Here is a 17,927-nt window from a genome sequence, read left to right on the forward strand (position 1 = left end):
TTTGCTACGGCACGGTTTCGCGCCAGAAGCGTCGTGTTTCGAGGGGGCGGATGAGCGACGCGACCGATCAGGCGTACATGGCGCTGCTTATCGCCGCTTCGCAGGCCGGGCAGCGAGGGCAGTTCGCCGCTGCGATTGCCGGTTTCGGCCGGGCCATCGCGGCACAGCCTGCACGGTACGAAGCCTATGCGGGGCTGGCGCAATGCGAGGTCGCGGCGCGGCAGCCGGATGCGGCGCTGGCGAACTTCGACGCGGCAATCGCTCGCGCGCCGGGATCCGCGGCATTGCTGTGCGCCAAGGCTGCCGTCCACCGCAGCCTCGCCCAGCCAGACGCGGCGTCGGCGCTGTACGACAAAGCGCTCCGCCTCGACCCCGGCTGCACCGCCGCCGCGCTCGGCCGCATCGGACTGTACGTCGACGCGGGCCAGAGCGCCGAAGCCGCCGCCGTGCTGGCGACGATCACCGGCCCCGATCGCACACGCCTCGATGTGCGATGGACGGCGGCGCGGCTCGCGCTCGCGGCGGGTGATCTCGCGGCGGCGCACAACGATGCGGCCGCGCTCGTGGCAACTCCCGGCCTCAACGACGCCCAGCGGTCCGAGGCGCTCCTTCTGCTCGGCGAAATCCTCGACGGTCTCGACGATCCTGCGGCGGCGTTCGCGGCGGCGGCGGAGGGCAAGGCGCTTGCTCGCCGCCTCTACGCCGAACTCGCCGCGAGTCGCGAGAGCGAGGCGGCCAAGTCGGCGCGGCTCGGGGCATGGTGGGGGGCGGCTCCCGCGGCGGCGTGGACCGGCGCGCCACGTGCGGCTGCAATCCCGGGAGAGGCCGCCGCGCACGTCTTCCTCATCGGCTTCCCGCGCTCGGGAACGACGCTGCTCGAACAGATACTGGCGGGGCATCCCGATGTCGTCGCGCTCGAGGAAGCGCCAACGCTGGCCGATCATTACGCCGAATTCCTTGCTGACGACGCAGGCTGCTCGCGGCTGGCAGCGCTGAGCGGCGTCGAGGCCGACCGCTGGCGCGCGCGGTACTGGGCGACCGTGGCCGAGGCCGTCGATGTCCGCGGCAAGAGCTTCGTCGACAAGGCACCGGCTGGGACACTGACCTTGCCGCTGATCGCGCGGCTATTTCCGGAGGCGAGGATCCTGTTCGCGTTGCGCGATCCGCGCGACGTCGTCCTGAGCTGCTTCCGCAACGCCTTCCAGATGAACGCGATGACCTATGCTTTCACGTCGCTCGACGCGACCGCCGAGTGCTACGACGCGGTCATGTCGATGGCGGCCGCGTACCGGTCACGCTCGTCGCTGCCGCTGTTCGAGGTTCGGCACGAAGCGCTCGTCGATGATCTCGCCGCCGAGGTCGCGCGGGTGGCGGCGTTTATCGGGCTCGCAGCCCATGCCGCGATGGTGGATTTCGTCGCGACCGCCGCCCGCCGCGAGGTCCGCACGCCGAGCGCGCGGCAGGTCCGCGCCGGGATCAACCGGCGCGGGGTCGGGCGGTGGCGGACCTATGCCGCCGACCTCGCCCCGGTGCTGCCGCGCCTCGACCGCTGGGTCGAAACGTTCGGCTATTAGAACTTCGCGCGGACGCCGAAGAAGACCTGCGTGCCGTTGGCGTAGACCGCGCGCGGCTGGTCGGTGGTCTGGGCGTAGTACTTGAGCTTGGCGTTGGTGATGTTGAGCGCATCGACCGTCAGCGTCAGGTTCTTGGTGATCGCGAGATTGGCCGAGCCGTCGAGCGTGCCGTAATTGCTCTGGTTCTCGGCCGAGCTGCGATCGAGCCCGACGAAGTAATGCGACCGGTAGGTGTAGGCGAGCCGGACGTTGAGCGGGCCCTTATCGTAGTAGCCGACGACGTTGTAGGTGAACTTCGACGTGCCGACGAGCGGCGCGCCCGAGCTCTCGTGGCCGTTGACGTAGGTCCCGTTCGCCTGGAAGCCGAAGCCGTACGCGATCGGCTGCTGGAGCTGCAGCTCGACGCCCGAAAGCTGGCCGCTGGTGTTGGTCGGTGACGAGATCGTATAGTCGTGGAACTTGTTGTCGAGCTGGGTGAAGTAATTGCCGACACTCGTGCCGAAGGTGACGTACGACTGCAGGTCGTCGTGGAAGACGCTGATCGCCGCGAGCGCCGCAGGGGCGTAATAATATTCGAGCGAGCCGTCGAACACCGTTGCCTTGATTGGGCGAAGGTTTGGGTTGCCGCCGCTGCCGGTGAAGTTGGTATCGGTCAGCGACACCGTTCCGCCGAGCGCGCTGAAGTCGGGACGCGACATCGTCTCGGCGGCGGCGAGGCGGAGCAGGACTTTCTGCGAGATGTCGAAGGTCAGGTTGATGCTAGGCAGGAAGTCGACGTAGTTGTGCTTGACCTCGTTGATGTAGAACGGGCCGTACGCCGACGTCGTGATGACGTTGGCTGCGCACGTCGTCGGCACCGTCGTCGTCGCCGGGGCGCACGACACGGGGACGTTGACGAAGGCGCGTTCGCTGGTGCTGGCGACGCGGAGGCCGACGTTGCCACGCCAGCCCTCGCCGCCGATGTGGGCCAGGATATAGCCCTCGACGTCGGTTTCCTTGACCTTGAATTCGCCGGGCCAGTATTCATTCTGCGGCTGGACGATTGCCGAGATCGGGCCGCGAACGCCGCCGCCGATGTTGTTGATGACCTTGGTGATCGTTGCCGGGTCACCCGCGAGCGGGATAAGCAGCCCGGGGATGCCGAGCGCGTTGGCGTTGAACCCGCCCGGGTAGAGCGTCGGGTTGACCCCGGCGAAGTTGAACAGCCCGGCGCTATAGCATTGGCCGTCGGCACCCAGCGTGCAGCCACGATCCCAGCCGACGGTCTGGCGCTTGTGCTCGGCGATGCGAACCCCGGCATCGATCGAGCGGAATGCGCCGCTGCTGATGTCGTAATTGGCGTCGAGCTTGCCGTAGGCTTCCTGGTCGGTCGAGGTGAACGTCTCGTTGATTGCGAAGTCGTTCGACACGCCGACGGGGCTGCCCGGGTTGATGTTCGCCGTGGTGACGGCAAAACCGTTGCCCGATGGTCCGTACGATACGCCGGTCGGGGCATCGACCTCGAAGAACGGCGACGACGGGGTGCGGCCGGTGCCGCGGGTGTAGCCGACCTGGCCCTTGATCGTCAGGCGGTCGGACGCCTTGTACGTCGCGTCGAGATTGGCGAACCAGCTCGCGGCATTGGCGTCGGGCCGGACGATGTTGTCGGCGACGATGCCCTCGATCGGCTGGCCCGTGAACGGACCCGAGGTCGCGACAAGCGGGAAGCTCGCGGCGACGAGCGTGTTGTTCTTAACGGTGTAGCTGGTGGGGACATTGCGATCGAGTTCGCGCGATCCCCAGTAGAGGTAGTTGTCGTTGACGTTGCTCGCGTTGAGGTACGAGTAAAATCCGCTCGCCTTAAATTCGAGCTTGTCGGTCGCCTTCCAGTCGACCGTCGCCACGCCGCCTTCTCGCCGCCGCTGCTGGGTGAAGAGCGTCGATCCGATCAGCGTCGGGGCCTGGACGCCGACGAGCGACGGGATCGCCGCGCCGGTCGCGTTGCTTGCGGTGATCGCGCCATAACCGAGCGTCTCCTGCCCATAGCGGCGCAGGCTGCGCTCCTCGTAGAAGCCTTGGACGATCACGCCGAGGGTGTTGTCGTCGTTGTGCCAGCCGATCAGCGCGTTGACCTGCGGCTTGGTCTCGTGGCTCTGGGTATTGTACGCCCCCTGCGCCGATGCCTCGACGGTCCACGTGCTCTTGAGGTCGAGCCCGCTGCGCAGGCGCAGGTCGATCGACCCGGCAACGCCGCCTTCGAGCAGCGACGCGTCCTGGGTCTTGCTGACGATGACCGCCGAGACGATCTCCGACGGGAGCAGGTCGAAGCTGGTCGAACGGCCGACGGTCGAGAACTGGTCGAGGACGAACCAGTCGCCGGTCGCAACCGAGTGACCGTCGATCGTGACCTGCGTCAGGCTGGGGGAGGTACCGCGGATCGAGACACGGTTGTTCTCGTCGAAGCCGCCTTCGCCGCTTGATGCCGACGATGTGTTCAGGCCCGGAAGACGCTGGAGCGCATCGGCGACGTTCTTGTCGGGCAGCTTGCCGATGTCTTCGGCTGAGATTGCTTCGACATGATTGTCGCTCGTCCGCTTGAGGTCGATCGCGCGCTCAAGACTGGCGCGGACGCCGGTGACGACGATCTCGTCGGGCATCGGCGCGTCGGCGGCAAGCGCCGGCGCGGTGCCGAGGATGATCGCCAGGCTGCTCGCCGAGCCGACCAGAATATGCCGGTGCAATCTCATGATGTGTCCCCTTGAAAGTCTGCCCGCTCAATACATTCGTAGAACCATTACCGGTCCTTTGATCGGGTCAATGCCCGGGACCTTGCCCATTCGCCGAGTGTCGATCTGGAGTTGACATAATCCTGTCACTAAACGCAAGTCCAAAATCATATCTTTCTAATACCAATTATTCGGTGGTATGCACTGTCCGGCCGGGTGTGCATAACCGGGACAGGCTTTGATTTTGGGGACGATTGCGTGGGGCTGATGGACGTTATCGGCAGACTGGATCGGCAGACCAACGGCCCGCTGTATCAGCGGCTGCACCGGGCGCTGCGCGACGCGATCGCCGACAAGCGCCTGCGGACCGACGAGGCGCTGCCCGCCGAGCGCGACATCGCGCAAGACTTCGGCATTTCGCGGATCACCGTGCGCAAGGCGATCGACGCGCTGGTCGAGGAAGGCCTCGTCACGCGGCGGCAGGGCGCGGGGACGTTCATCGCCGCGCGGATCGAGAAGAGCTTTTCGAAGCTCTCGTCCTTCTCGGAGGACATGGTCTCGCGCGGCCGCATCCCGCGTAGCGTCTGGCTGGCGCGCGCCGAAGGTACCGTCACCCCCGAGGAGTCGATGACGCTCGGCCTCGGCCCGGGCAGCCCGGTCTATCGCTTCAACCGCATCCGCTACGCCGATGACGCACCGATGGCGCTCGAGGTATCGACCGTCCCGGCGTTCTGCCTGACCTCGGTCGAGGCTGTCGGGACGTCGCTGTACGAAGCGCTCGAGGCGACCGGTAATCGTCCGGTGCGGGCGTTGCAGCGGCTGCGCGCGGTGCTCTTCACGCCCGAGCAGGCGGGACTGCTGACGCTCGACGCGGGCGCTCCCGGGCTGCTGATCGAGCGCCGCGGCTTCCGCGCCGACGGCATCACGGTCGAAATCACCCAGTCCTATTACCGGGGCGACAGCTACGACTTCGTCGCCGAACTCAACATCGGCATGCCATGACCGTGACCTCCGCACCAACTTTGGCGAAGACGACGGCGATGTTCCGCGAAGCGGCTGAGGCCCCGGCATGGGTCGCGGCTGCCTTGGAGCGCAACGCCGACGTCGTCGCTGCGCTCGCTGCTCGCCTCCGCGCATCGCCGCCGCGTGCGGTCGTCACCATCGCGCGGGGGAGTTCGGACAACGCTGCAACCTACGCGCGTTATTTGATCGAGACCCGACTTGAAATCCTCACCGCATCGATGCCGCCGTCGATTGCGTCGGTCTATGGCGCGCGTCCGGTGATGGCCGACACCTTGTGCCTCGTCGTCTCGCAGTCGGGGCACAGTCCCGACCTGCTCGCCGCCGCCGCTGCTGCCGAAGCCGCAGGCGCGCTCGTCGTCGCGATCGTCAACGACGAGGCGTCGCCGCTCGCGAAGCAGGCGGCGGTTGTTCTCCCGATCGCCGCCGGACTCGAAACCAGCGTCGCCGCGACCAAGTCGTTCATCGGCACGCTCGCCGTCATGGCGCAGCTCGTCGCGGCGTGGGCGGACGATACGGCCTTGGCCGACGCGGTGGCGATGCTGCCCGAGCGGCTCGACGCGGCGTGGGCGAGCGACTGGAGCGAGGCATTGCCGGTGCTTGAAGCCGCCGATCACCTTTACGTCGTCTCGCGCGGTCCCGCGCTTGGTGTCGCGCAGGAGGCAGCGCTCAAGTTCAAGGAGACGTGCGGCCTCCACGCCGAGGCGTTCAGCTCGGCCGAGGTCCGCCACGGCCCGATGACGCTCGCCGGGCCGGGGTTTCCGGTGTTCGCGCTGATGCCCGACGACGCGGGTCGCGCCGGAGTCGCGGCGGCGGTCGCGGCGTTCGTCGCGCAGGGTGCGCCGGTGATCGTCGCGGGCGGCACCGGTGGAACGATCGCGCTGCCCGTCGTCGACTGCCACCCACTGCTCCGCCCAATCATCTTGGCGCAGAGCCTGTATCGCCTCGTCGACAACCTCGCGCGCCGTCGCGGCTTCGACGCCGATCGCCCCGATTTCCTCGCCAAGGTCACCAAGACCCTGTGACCGAACAGCTTTTCACCAACGGCCGGATCATGACCGACGCCGGGCTTGGCGACGGCGAAGTGCTCGTGGAGGGCGGGCGGATCATCGCGATCGGTCGCCCGGGGGAGATCGACTCCACCGCCGCGCGGGTCAACCTCGGCGGCAACATGCTGCTGCCCGGCTTCATCGACACGCAGGTCAACGGTGGCGGCGACGCGCTGTTCAACGCCGACCCGAGCGCCGCGACGATCGCGCGGATCGGCGCGGCGCACCGCCGCACCGGCACGACCGGCTTCCTGCCGACGCTGATCAGCGACGACCTCAGCATCGTCGCCGAAGCACTCACGGCGATGCGCGCGGCGATCGCGGCGGGGGTCCCGGGCGTCCTCGGCGCGCACATCGAGGGGCCGTTCCTCAGCGACGAACGTAGCGGCATCCACGACGCCGATCACTTCCGCCGCCTCGATGCCGCCGGCTTCGACGTCCTGACAGCGCCCGGCGCGGGCCGCGTCCTCGTCACGCTCGCCCCTGAAATGGCCGGCACCGCCGCGATCGGCGCGCTGGTCACCGCGGGGCTGACGCTCGCCGCGGGGCATACCAACGCCACCTTCGCCGAGATGGAGGCCGCGCTGAGCGCCGGCGTCACCGGCATCACCCATCTGTTCAACGCGATGTCGCCGATGACGAGCCGCGCTCCGGGCGTGGTCGGCGCGGCGCTGCTGAGCGGAGCGTATTGCGGGATCATCGTCGACGGCAAGCACGTCCACCCGGCGGTCCTCAAGGTCGCGCTGCGCAGCCGCCCGCTCGACCGCTTCATGCTGGTTACCGACGCGATGCCGTGCGTCGGCGGCAATCGCGTCGCGTTCGACCTCCAGGGCAAGACGATCGAAGTCCGCGACGGCGCATGCTACGACGCCGAGGGACGGCTGGCGGGGTCCGACCTCGACATGGCGACCGCGGTGCGGAACTGCGTCGACCTGCTCGGGCTCGACCTCCGCGACGCGTCGCGCATGGCGAGCGGCAACCCCGCGGCGTTCCTCGGCCTAAGTGACGAAACCGGGCGCATCGCTACGGGCTTGCGCGCCGACTTCGTTCTGCTCGACGACTGGTTGAACGTCCTCGGGACGTGGATTGGTGGCGTCGCGAATGACGTGGCCCATGCTTAGCCGCGTCGTAGTCGTCGCAGTCGTCGCGGTCGTCGCGGTCGTCGCGGTCGCGCTGCTTGCGACGCCGCTCGCCGCCGCGACGGTCGACGTCATTCCCCGCCCTCTGTCGGTCGTCGCGGGTAGCGGCACCGGCGTACGCATCGACCCCACAACAGCGATTGTCACGCCCCCGGGCGACGCCGGTGCGGAACGGGCGGCGGCGCGGCTAACGACCCTGCTCGAAGCCCGGCGCGGCAAGAGTGCGACCGCTGGCGGTCATGACAGCATCGTCTTCGCTCGCGGCGACGTCAGCGGCGGGCGCGAAGCCTACCGCCTGACGATCGCAAATCACCACGCGACGATCACCGCCGCGACCGATGCCGGGCTGTTTTACGGCGCAATCACCCTGTGGCAGCTCGCCACCGCCGCCGACCAACCTGCGACCGGGCCGGTCGATCTCGCGCCACTGACGATCGCCGACGCACCGCGTTTCGCGTGGCGAGGGCTGCTGCTCGACAGTGCGCGGCATTACCAGTCGCCCGCGTTCATCCGGCGGATGATCGACTGGATGGCGCTCCACAAGCTCAACACGCTCCAGTGGCACCTGACCGACGATCAGGGTTGGCGGCTCCAGATCAAGCATCACCCGCGGCTAACTGCAGTCGGCGGGTATCGCGTCGGGCGCGACGGCAAGCATTACGGCGGGTTCTACACTCAGGCCGAGGTCCGCGCGATCGTCGCCTATGCCGCCGAGCGCAACATCACGATCGTCCCTGAGATCGAGATGCCGGGCCACGCCCTCGCCGCGATCCGCGCCTATCCGAAGGTCGGTTTCGCCGGGGTCGACGCCGCGGCGCAGGGCGACTGGGGCGTTTTCCCGTCGATCTATCGGACCGACGACGCGACCTTCGCCTTCCTGACAACGATCCTCGGCGAGGTCGTCGACCTGTTCCCGAGCAAGGTTATCGCGATCGGCGGCGACGAGGCGGTCAAGACGCAGTGGCACGCCGACCCCGCGACGCAGGCGCGGATGCACGCCCTCGGGCTCGCCGATGAGACCGCGTTGCAGGCGTGGTTCGTCCGCCGCATTGGCACGTATCTTAACGGCCGCGGGCGGCGGCTGATCGGCTGGGACGAGATCCTCGACGGCGGTGGCCTGCCGGCGAACGACACGGTGCTGTCGTGGCACGGGGCCGACGGCGCGCTCGCCGCCGTCCAGGCCGGGCACGACGTCGTAATGGCGACCTCGCCGACGCTCTACTTCGACAACCGCCAAAGCACATTGCCGTCGCATCCGATCGGCCGCGGCACGGTCGTCTCACTCGCCGACGTCTACGCCTACGACCCCGGCGACCCGCCGCTGCCGAAGGGGGCGACGAAGGTGCCGCTGACCGACGCCGAACGCGCGCACATCATCGGCCTCCAGGCGAACATCTGGACCGAGCACATGGCCACCGAGGCGAACGTCGAGCGAATGGCGCTGCCCCGCGCCGCGGCAGTCGCGGAGAGCGGCTGGACCGCCGCGCCGTTGCGCGACTGGGCGAACTTCGAGTCGCGCCTGCCCGCGCAGTTCGCCCGCTATCGCGCGCTGGGACTCGACGCCGACGAGGGCGCGGTCGGAGTCGCGATTCGCGGACGGCGCGACGGCGGCAACGTGCTGGTGCGGCTGAGCAGCCAGACCGGGCTCGGCGGTATCCGCTACACGACCGACGGCAGTGAGCCGACTCCTTCATCGCGAGCCTTCACCGGAGCAGCCGCCACCGCACCGATCGTCGTGCCGCTAGGGACGACGGTCCGCGCCGCGACCTATGCAGGCGCGCTACGCGTATCGAGCGTCGCGGAGCGGAGCTTCACGGCTGTGGCCCTCCGCTATCGCGTCAGCCAGGAACTTCGGCCGTGCACCGACCGCGTCGTCCTCAACCTCGTCAGCCCCGGCGGCCCGTTCCTCGCCGACATCATGGACACGTGCTGGCTGTGGCCGGCGGCCGATCTCGACGGGGTGAGGGCGATTTCGGCGGGAGTCGCGGTGCTCCCGTTCAACTTCCAGCTCGGCGACGAGCTCAAGACCGTGACGCTGCGACCGCCGGCTACGCCCGCCGGTGAGCTCGTCGTCCGGCTCGATTCGTGCACCGGGCCGGTCGTCGCGACGCTGCCGCTCGCGGGCGTCCGCGCCGGGGGCGTGACGCCGTTGACCGCGCCGCTCGCGGCAAGCGGAACCCACAACCTGTGCCTCGCGATGACCGCGCGCACCCCCGATCCGCTCCATGTGCTCGGCTGGGTCCGGCTCGAGGCGGCGAAGTGACTCCCTTTGCGCTCGTCGCCCCGCTCGCGGGCTGGCTCGGCCCGCTCGACGAGGCTCCCGACGCGGTTTTCGCCGAGCGGCTGATGGGCGATGGCGTCGCGATCGACCCGACCGCGACGACGCTCCACGCCCCGTGCGCCGGAACGATCATCGCGGTCTCCCCGACCCGCCACGCGGTGACATTCCGGACCGACGCCGGAGCCGAACTGCTCCTCCACGTCGGCATCGACACCGTCGCGCTCCACGGTGCGGGGTTCACCGTCCATGTTGCCGATGGCGCGCGGGTGGCAGCGGGCGACGTGTTGCTCGGCTTCGATCTCGATGTCCTCGCCGCGCGCGCGACGAGCCTGTTGTCCCCCATCGTCGTCACCAATAGCGATGCATTCGTCATCACCGCGCGGCGCGAAGCCGGCGCGGTCGCGGTCGGCGCGTGGCTGATGGACCTCACCCCGTGCGGCGATGGTGCGGTCTCCTCAATTGCCGAGGGCCCAACGACATCGCGGCGCGCTATCGTCGCGGCGGTCCATGGTATTCACGCACGTCCGGCGGCAGCGATTGCCACCGCGGCGCGCGGTTTTGCCGCGACGATCGAACTGAGCCTTGCCGATCGCCGCGCCGATGCGCGGAGCAGCGTCGCGGTGATGACGCTCGGGCTGACCCATGGCGCGGCGGTCGATATCGTCGCGACCGGGGTGGATGCTGAAGCAGCAGCAGCGGCGATCACGGCGCTGATCGAGCGCGGGGAGGGGCCGGCTGCCCCCGAACGGCCCGCACCGACGCCGACCGTGCCGATGCCGGTCGAGGACGACATGCTTCGCGGCGTCTGCGCGGCACCCGGGCTGGCGATCGGCGTCGCCTACCAACTGGCGACAGCGGTGATCATGGCCGATGCACCCGGCGAGGGGATCGCGGTCGAGACCGCGCGCCTTGCCGCCGCGATCGCCACCGTCCGTGCGCGCCTGTCCGGACATGTGGCGAGCGGCGGCACAGTCGCGACGATTGCGGAGGCGCACCTCGACCTGCTCGACGACCCCGCGGTTTCGGCCGCTGCAGGCGCGGCGCTGGCTCGGGGCGCATCCGCTGCGGCGGCGTGGCGCGCCGCGCTTGGTCCGGCAATCGCCGCGCTTGCCGGAATCGCCGATGCGCGGATTGCCGGACGCGCCGACGATCTCCGCGACCTCGAAGCGCAGGTCATTACCGCGCTCCAAAAGACCGATGCCCCACCGCCCGAATTGCCCGAAAATGCGATCCTGTGCGCCGCCGACCTGCTCCCTTCGCAATTGATGGCGCTCGATCCTTCCCGCCTTAACGGTATCGTACTGGCGAACGGCGGCCCGACCTCGCACGTCGCCATCATCGCCGCCGCGATGAACGTCCCGATGATCGTCGCTGCGGGCAAGGGCGTCCTCGAGATCGCGCCCGGCACGCCGCTGATCCTCGACGCCGATGCAGCGACGCTCTCGATTCGCCCCGCCGAGGCAGCGACCACCGCCGCTTCCGCGCGCGTCGAGCAGCGCGGACACGCCCGCGCCAGTGCCCGCGCCGCCGCCGCCGCCGATTGCTGCATGGCCGACGGCACGCGGATCGAGGTGTTCGCCAACCTTGGCAGCCTCGCCGATGCCGATACCGCAGTCGCCGCCGGGGCCGAGGGCTGCGGCCTGCTCCGCACCGAATTGCTGTTCCTCGACCGAGCGACGCCGCCCGACGTCGCCGAGCAGACCCGCCATTACCAGGGCATCGCCGATGCGCTCGGCAATCGCCCGCTGATTGTCCGCACGCTCGACATCGGCGGCGACAAGCCCGCGCCGTATCTCGCACTGCCGCCCGAGGAGAACCCCGCGCTCGGCCTGCGCGGCATTCGTGTCGGGTTAGCGCGCCCGCAAATGCTCGAAGACCAGTTGCGCGCCATCCTCGCGGTGCGGCCGCTGCCGCGCATCCTGCTGCCGATGATCGCCAGCGTCGCCGAACTTGTTGCGGTGCGCGCGGTGGTCGATGCACTCGCCGACGAACTCGGGCTCGGCCGCGTCGAGCTAGGGGTGATGATCGAGACCCCGGCAGCGGCAGTAACCGCTGATCTTCTCGCGACGTACGCCGACTTCTTCGCGATCGGCACTAACGATCTCGCGCAATATACGCTGGCGATGGACCGCGGCAATCCGGCGGTCGCGAGCGGCATCGACGCTCTCCACCCCGCCATCCTCCGCCTGATCGCGCAGACCTGCGACGGGGCCGCGCGTCACGCCCGCCCGGTCGGGGTGTGCGGCGGCCTCGCCTCCGACCTCGCCGCGTCGGCGATCCTGATCGGGTTAGGCGTCACCGAATTGTCGGCGGTCCCGGCGATGGTTCCCGAGATCAAGGCGATGGTGCGAACGCTGACTCGTGAAGCATGCACCGCGCTCGCGCATGCGGCGTTAGCGTGCGACTCGGCGGCAGCGGTTCGCGCCCTCGTCGCGGCGTCGCGATGAAACTCCCGCGCTTTTCCGCCGCCGGGCTCCAGAAGCTCGGCCGCGCGCTGATGCTGCCGATCGCGGTGCTGCCGATCGCGGGCATCCTGCTTCGCCTCGGCCAGCCCGACCTGCTCGACATCGCCTTCGTCGTCGCCGCAGGCGATGCGATCTTCAAGAACCTCGGGCTATTGTTCGCGATCGGTGTCGCCGTCGGCTTCGCCCGCGACGGCAACGGCGCGGCGGGCCTAGCCGGAGTCGTCTGCTTCCTCGTCGCGACCAACGGTGCCGAAGCACTGATCGCGGTTCCGCCCAACGCCATTGCCGGGATGGCCGATAAAGCGCGCCCGCTCGCCGAGGCCGCCTTTCGCGCGGGTGCGATCGCCAAGCTCAGCGTCCCGCTCGGCATCCTGTCGGGGGTCATCGCCGGGCAGTTCTACAACCGCTTCGGCGCGATCAAGCTGCCGGAATATCTCGCGTTTTTCGGCGGGCGGCGCTTCGTGCCGATCGTCAGCGGGCTCGCGGGGATCGTGCTGGCGCTCATCTTCGGCACGGGCTTCTCGCTGCTCGACCACGTGATCGACGCGCTGAGCTACGGCGTCGCCGCTGCCGGTCCCGCCGGACTATTTGCCTACGGCCTGCTCAACCGGCTGCTGCTGGTGACGGGGTTGCACCACATCCTCAACAACATCGTCTGGTTCATCCTCGGCAATTTCCACGGTGCGACGGGTGACCTCAACCGCTTCTTCGCGGGCGATCCGGCGGCGGGGTCGTTCATGGCCGGTTTCTTCCCGGTGATGATCTTCGGCCTGCCCGCCGCATGTCTAGCGATGTACCACGCCGCGTCGCCCGCGCGCCGCGCCGGAGTCGGCGGGCTGCTATTGTCGCTGGCATTAACGGCGATGCTGACCGGCGTCACCGAGCCGATCGAATTCACCTTCATGTTCCTCGCTCCCGCGCTGTTCGTGATCCACGCGGTGCTGACCGGGGTCGCGATGGTGGTGATGGACGCGCTCGGGGTGAAGCTCGGTTTCGGATTTTCGGCGGGGCTGCTCGACTATGTCCTCAACTTCGGCAAGGCGACGCGGCCGCTGCTGCTTGTGCCCGTCGGGCTGGTCTACGCGGCGGTCTATTACGCCCTGTTTCGCTGGGTCATCGTCCGCTTCGACCTCAAGACGCCCGGCCGCGACACGGTCGACGCCGCGCCGATGGCCGCACCGATTGCGGGTGACCGCGCCGCACAGATGCTCGCCGCGCTCGGGGGGCAGGGCAATCTCGTCAGCATCGATGCCTGCACGACGCGGCTGCGGCTGGTCGTCCGCGACCAAGCGACGGTCGACGAGGCAGCGCTCAGGCGGCTCGGCGCACGCGGCGTAATCAGGCCATCGGCGGACGCCCTTCAGGTCGTCGTCGGCCCGATCGCCGATAGCCTCGCGCGCGAGATGCGCGAGCATGTCGACGCCGGGCCCCTGTTGCCAGTACCTAAGCTAATTGAACCTCACGCGCCGGTGCCCAGGCCAAGCCCGGAGGTCGACGCATTGTTCGCTGCACTCGGCGGCGCGGCCAATATCGCCACGGTGAGGGCGGTATCGAGCAGGGTGATCGTTGTCGTGCGCGACGATCAACAGGTCGATCCCACGACTGCTGCGCTTGCCTCGCGAATGCTCGTCTCGACCCGCCCGCTGACGTGGCATGTGATCGCCGGGCCCGACGCGGGATCGATTGCGGCGCAAATCGAGGCCGCGCCGAGACCTTGAGCCGCGCCGCGTGAATTACGACTCCGATACGATCCGATATCCGTCAGGGTCGATCTCGGACTTTCCACCTGCCACGATGGTTCTGGTCGCTGCGATGTCATGATCGCCGATGCGCTGCCGCGAACCGGGTTTCGGCGTCTGGTAACACAGAAGTTCGAGATGCAGTCCTCTTCCCTCCGGCGCGAGCGCGACGATGTCGACAACAACGCCGTCGAGCCCGTCGAGCCGGTCCTGTTCCGGACCGGTATTTCGCGATCGGCCTGTCTCGCGAAAGCCGCGCGCTTCGTAATAGCGCTGGCTGGCGGCGAGGTCGGCGACCGCGATCGCTGTGTGGTCGACGCCGAGGAACACTGCTCCGGGAGCTGCGTCGCGGAGCCATGCGCTGCCCGGAATCAACGACAGTTCGAGCGGGTGGCCATCGGGGTCGCGAAACTTGAATGCGGTGACCGAGCCGGTGTTAGGCGGCAGCAGCTGCGGGCCGCCGCGCGAGATCGGCGTCGCTCCGGCGGCGAGGACCGCGGCGGCGGCAGCCTCGATGTCGGCAACCGCGACGGCAAAGTGCTGAAACCACGGATCGTTCGCCGCGCGGGGCTCGGGGTATGCCGCGCCGGTGGCGACCGTTAGCTCGAGGCGCGCGTGGCCGAAGACCAGTTCGCCCGGGCCGACCTCCGTGAAGCCGAGCGCACCGTAGAACACCATCGCCCGCTCGACGCTGGCGACATTGAGGCCGATACCGGCGATGCGAAGCTCGTCCATCTGCAGACCCTAGCCCATCCGCGCTTTGAGATGATCGGCGACGCGCATGGCATTGGCGATAATCGTCAGCGTCGGGTTGACCGCGCCGATCGACGGGAAGAAGCCCGCGTCGACGCAATATAGGTTGTCGACCTCATGTGCGCGGCAATCGAGGTCGAGCACCGATGTCTCGGGGTCGGAGCCGAACACCATCGTCCCCGCCTGGTGCGCGGTCCCGCCGATCGCGACATCCTTGCCGAGATAGAGCGAGCGCGGCAGCAAATGCGGATGGGCGTCGATCTTTCCCAACAGCCCCTCGAGTTTGTGGCGCAGCAGCTTGTGCGGTTTGTCGCCGGTCGGGACGACGTCGAGGACGACCTTGCCGTCGCGGTAGGCGATGCGGTTCTCGGGGCGCGGCAGGTCCTCGGTCATCACCCAGAAGTCGAGACTGTGGCGCGCGAGTTCTTCAAACGGGCGGTCAGGGAACCATGACAGCAGCGCCGGCAGCGCCTCGGCCTTGACCTGGTCGCCGTGGCTCTTGCCGATCATCTGGATTTCGCCGAGCGGGAACTCATAGTCGTCGGACCCGAAATAGAAGTCCGACAGCGCCAGCGTCTTCTGGAAGGCGGTGTCGTTCGGCGCGAGGCTGACCGCCATGAACGCCGAATTATTGTGGCGCATGTAGTTGCGCCCGACGAGGCCGCTGCCGTTGGCAAGTCCATTCGGGTGGGTGTCCGATGCCGACCGCAGCATCAGCAGCGCCGACGACAAAGCCCCGCAGGCGACGACGATCAGGTCGGCGCGGTACACTTCCGCCACGCCGGCGCGGGTGACGTGGACCGCGGTAACGGTCCGGCCCGCGGCATCGGTTTCGAGGCGCTCGACATAGGCGCCGGTCAGCAGCGTGACGTTGGCGTGGGCGATCGCCGGATCGACGGCGATGATCTGGGCGTCGGCCTTGCCGTTGGTCAGGCACGGAAAACCGTCGAAGGCGTCACAGCGGATGCATGGACTGTACGGTTTCGCACCGTGCTCGTCCTCGTCGAGCAGGATCGCCAGCGGCTGCGGATAGGGGTGGTGACCGGCTTTGGTCAGGCTGTCGTGGAGCTCCTGGATGCGCGGCTCGTGGCGGACCGGCGGGTACGGGTAGGGGGCACTCGCCCACGGCTCGGTCGGATCGGCGCCGCGGAGGCCGTGGACTTGAAACAATTTTTCGGCACGGGTGTAATACGGCTCGAAGACGTCGTAGCCAACCTCCCACCCGGGCGAAACGCCCTCCTCGTGCTGCAGCGCGCCAAAATCACGCTCGCGTAACCGGTAGAGCGAACCGCCGTAAACCTTTGAATTGCCACCGACGACATAATGGAGCCCGGGGTGAAATTCATTTCCCGCGCGGTCGCTCCAGACGTCGGGGCACTGGTATTTGCCGTCGACGAACACCGCCTGGCTCGACCAGTTGGCGCGCTCGCGCTTGAGATAATCGCCGCGTTCGAGGAGCAGGATGCGCTTACCTGTCGCCGCGAGTTCGAGCGCCATCGTCCCGCCGCCGGGGCCCGAGCCGATGATGATGACGTCCCAGTCGTTGCTCATCGCGCATTCCCATTCTAGGTCCGGAACCATGGCCCCGCGGCGCGTTGAACGCTATCGCAGCCACGTCGATCCGGAGAGTGCATGATAGTCTCAGCGACAGTGGTCGATACCGTCGCCCGCGTCTGTCTTGTCAGCATGTTCCCGCCGAGCGCGGTCGACAAGATCGTACGCTGGCGCGCGTGCATGGCGCAGACACGGTCGGCACGCATCCCCGGACCCCCGATCGTAGCGGTGGGCATGGTCGTCGCGGCGATCGCGGTCGAGTTTGTCACGCCGATCATGATCGTCGGCCACGCGTGGGACCGGCCGGCGGCGCTGGTGCTGGCGGCGTTCTGCGCGGTGACGGCGGTGATGTATCACCCGTTTTGGGCATTCCCGGGATTGTTCGGGCCCGACGACGCCAGCCCGGCGCGCGAGCATTTCTGGCAGTTTCTCAAGAACTTCTGCATCGTCGGCGGGCTGCTGTCGGTGGCGTTGGCCGGCAACGGGCCGTCGCTTGGTTTGCTCGGACCGGCGTAGTCGAGACCGCACATCGATCGGCAATGACCACCCGCAAGATCATCCACATCGACATGGATGCGTTCTACGCCTCGGTCGAACAGCGCGATAATCCGGCGCTGCGCGGGAAGCCGGTCGCGGTCGGCAGCGCCGAGGCGCGCGGCGTCGTCGCGGCGGCGAGCTACGAGGCGCGAATCTTCGGCGTGCGCTCGGCGATGGCTTCGGTAACCGCGCTAAGGCGTTGTCCCGGGCTGATTTTCGTGCCGCCGCGGTTCGACGTTTACCGCGAGGTGTCGAACCAGATCCGCGCGATCTTCGCCGATTACACCGACCTGATCGAACCGCTGTCGCTCGACGAGGCGTATCTCGACGTCACCGACGATGCCCGCGGAATCGGCTCGGCGACCGCGATCGCATCCGAGATCCGCGCGCGCATCCGCGAGACAACCGGGCTGACCGCGTCGGCCGGGGTGAGCTATAACAAGTTCATAGCCAAGCTGGCTTCGGACCAGAACAAGCCCGACGGCCTATGTGTAATCAAGCCGGCACAGGGCCCGGCGTTCGTCGCCACGCTCCCGGTCAAGCGCTTCCACGGCGTCGGCCCGGTGACGGCGGCGAAGATGGCGGCGCTCGGCATCGCCACCGGGGCCGACCTGCGCGACTTCGCGCTCGACGCGCTGAACCAACATTTCGGCAGCAGTGCCAATTACTTCCACCGTGCGGCTCATGGCGAGGATGATCGCCCAGTCCGACCCGACCGCCCGCTCAAGTCGGTTGGGGCCGAGCGGACCTTCGATCGCGACCTGATCGATGCCGCCGACCTGATCGCCGCGCTCGAGCCGGTGATCGATGCAGCGTGGCGGCGGATCGAGCGTAGCGGCGCGGCCGGGCGGTCGCTGACGCTCAAGGTCAAGTTCGCCGACTTCAAAATCATCAGCCGCACACAGACCCGCACAGCGCCGCTCACCCACCGCGCCGAGGTTGCTGCAGTGGGCACGAATTTGCTGCGTGCGCTGCTCCCGGTCGACCTCGGCATCCGGCTGCTGGGCCTGACGTTATCGGGACTGATCGGACCGGAGAGCGGGCCGCCGGCACCCGGGCTGCTGTTCCCCGACGGCTGAGATACGCTTTGCACCCGGCCCTGCCGCCCGCC

12 protein-coding genes are annotated in these 17,927 nt (G+C 68.4%); 9 read left to right on the plus strand and 3 right to left on the minus strand.

Annotated features, from left to right (window positions below; all coding sequences use genetic code 11):
* Positions 1-50 precede the first annotated feature (50 nt).
* Positions 51-1,574, plus strand: coding sequence for a sulfotransferase family protein (locus tag KTC28_RS11820; protein ID WP_216707377.1), 1,524 nt, complete (start codon positions 51-53; stop codon positions 1,572-1,574).
* Here KTC28_RS11820 and KTC28_RS11825 read toward each other — a convergent pair.
* The gene (locus KTC28_RS11825; RefSeq protein WP_216707378.1) at positions 1,571-4,300 is read right to left on the minus strand and encodes a TonB-dependent receptor; all 2,730 of its coding nucleotides are present in this window, start codon (positions 4,298-4,300) and stop codon (positions 1,571-1,573) included. The genes KTC28_RS11820 and KTC28_RS11825 overlap by 4 nt on opposite strands.
* Before the next feature lie 246 nt (positions 4,301-4,546).
* Here KTC28_RS11825 and KTC28_RS11830 point away from each other — a divergent pair, with 246 nt between their 5' ends.
* From KTC28_RS11830 to nagE, 6 genes are read left to right on the plus strand one after another with little or no spacing between them, the layout of a single operon-like run.
* Positions 4,547-5,281, plus strand: coding sequence for a GntR family transcriptional regulator (locus KTC28_RS11830; protein ID WP_216708113.1), 735 nt, complete (start codon positions 4,547-4,549; stop codon positions 5,279-5,281).
* Positions 5,278-6,324 (plus strand): SIS domain-containing protein, encoded by a 1,047-nt coding sequence (locus KTC28_RS11835; RefSeq protein ID WP_216707379.1) that lies wholly within the window; start codon positions 5,278-5,280, stop codon positions 6,322-6,324. The genes KTC28_RS11830 and KTC28_RS11835 overlap by 4 nt, the downstream gene beginning before the upstream one ends.
* A complete protein-coding gene (gene nagA, locus KTC28_RS11840; RefSeq protein ID WP_255601968.1) occupies positions 6,321-7,469 on the plus strand; it encodes an N-acetylglucosamine-6-phosphate deacetylase in 1,149 nt (382 codons plus the stop codon). Before KTC28_RS11835 ends, nagA begins: the two co-directional genes overlap by 4 nt.
* Positions 7,462-9,750 carry a family 20 glycosylhydrolase gene (locus KTC28_RS11845; RefSeq protein WP_223132247.1) on the plus strand — a complete coding sequence of 763 codons (2,289 nt, stop codon included), beginning with the start codon at positions 7,462-7,464 and terminating at the stop codon, positions 9,748-9,750. The genes nagA and KTC28_RS11845 overlap by 8 nt, the downstream gene beginning before the upstream one ends.
* The gene (ptsP, locus tag KTC28_RS11850; RefSeq protein ID WP_216707381.1) at positions 9,747-12,215 is read left to right on the plus strand and encodes a phosphoenolpyruvate--protein phosphotransferase; all 2,469 of its coding nucleotides are present in this window, start codon (positions 9,747-9,749) and stop codon (positions 12,213-12,215) included. Before KTC28_RS11845 ends, ptsP begins: the two co-directional genes overlap by 4 nt.
* Entirely contained in the window at positions 12,212-13,951 is a 1,740-nt protein-coding gene (gene nagE / locus KTC28_RS11855; protein ID WP_216707382.1) for an N-acetylglucosamine-specific PTS transporter subunit IIBC, read from the plus strand. The genes ptsP and nagE overlap by 4 nt, the downstream gene beginning before the upstream one ends.
* 15 nt (positions 13,952-13,966) lie before the next feature.
* Here nagE and KTC28_RS11860 read toward each other — a convergent pair whose 3' ends face one another.
* Together KTC28_RS11860 and KTC28_RS11865 are read right to left on the minus strand one after the other, a co-directional pair.
* Complete coding sequence (locus KTC28_RS11860; RefSeq protein WP_216707383.1) at positions 13,967-14,707, minus strand: VOC family protein; 741 nt, start codon at positions 14,705-14,707, stop codon at positions 13,967-13,969.
* A gap of 9 nt (positions 14,708-14,716) precedes the next feature.
* Positions 14,717-16,276, minus strand: a complete 1,560-nt coding sequence (locus tag KTC28_RS11865; RefSeq protein WP_216707384.1) for a GMC oxidoreductase — start codon at positions 16,274-16,276, stop codon at positions 14,717-14,719.
* Positions 16,277-16,357: 81 nt separating this feature from the next.
* On the opposite strand from KTC28_RS11865, the gene KTC28_RS11870 reads away from it, so the two are divergent.
* Together KTC28_RS11870 and dinB are read left to right on the plus strand one after the other, a co-directional pair.
* Positions 16,358-16,795, plus strand: a complete 438-nt coding sequence (locus KTC28_RS11870; RefSeq protein WP_216707385.1) for a DoxX family protein — start codon at positions 16,358-16,360, stop codon at positions 16,793-16,795.
* A gap of 23 nt (positions 16,796-16,818) precedes the next feature.
* The gene (dinB, locus tag KTC28_RS11875) at positions 16,819-17,895 is read left to right on the plus strand and encodes a DNA polymerase IV (protein ID WP_216707386.1); all 1,077 of its coding nucleotides are present in this window, start codon (positions 16,819-16,821) and stop codon (positions 17,893-17,895) included.
* Positions 17,896-17,927: the final 32 nt, after the last annotated feature.

Origin of the sequence: Polymorphobacter megasporae (assembly GCF_018982885.2) — a bacterium.
GTDB classification, from domain to species: Bacteria; Pseudomonadota; Alphaproteobacteria; order Sphingomonadales; family Sphingomonadaceae; genus Polymorphobacter_B; species Polymorphobacter_B megasporae.

Excerpts from the sequence above, each read along its gene's own strand:
- nagE (WP_216707382.1), top strand. The coding sequence starts at position 12,212 with ATGAAACTCCCGCGCTTTTCCGCCGCCGGGCTCCAGAAGCTCGGCCGC.
- dinB (WP_216707386.1), top strand. The coding sequence starts at position 16,819 with ATGACCACCCGCAAGATCATCCACATCGACATGGATGCGTTCTACGCC.
- KTC28_RS11835 (WP_216707379.1), top strand. The coding sequence starts at position 5,278 with ATGACCGTGACCTCCGCACCAACTTTGGCGAAGACGACGGCGATGTTC.
- KTC28_RS11870 (WP_216707385.1), top strand. The coding sequence starts at position 16,358 with ATGATAGTCTCAGCGACAGTGGTCGATACCGTCGCCCGCGTCTGTCTT.
- KTC28_RS11865 (WP_216707384.1), bottom strand. The coding sequence starts at position 16,276 with ATGAGCAACGACTGGGACGTCATCATCATCGGCTCGGGCCCCGGCGGC.
- KTC28_RS11820 (WP_216707377.1), top strand. The coding sequence starts at position 51 with ATGAGCGACGCGACCGATCAGGCGTACATGGCGCTGCTTATCGCCGCT.
- KTC28_RS11845 (WP_223132247.1), top strand. The coding sequence starts at position 7,462 with ATGCTTAGCCGCGTCGTAGTCGTCGCAGTCGTCGCGGTCGTCGCGGTC.
- KTC28_RS11825 (WP_216707378.1), bottom strand. The coding sequence starts at position 4,300 with ATGAGATTGCACCGGCATATTCTGGTCGGCTCGGCGAGCAGCCTGGCG.
- KTC28_RS11860 (WP_216707383.1), bottom strand. The coding sequence starts at position 14,707 with ATGGACGAGCTTCGCATCGCCGGTATCGGCCTCAATGTCGCCAGCGTC.
- KTC28_RS11830 (WP_216708113.1), top strand. The coding sequence starts at position 4,547 with ATGGACGTTATCGGCAGACTGGATCGGCAGACCAACGGCCCGCTGTAT.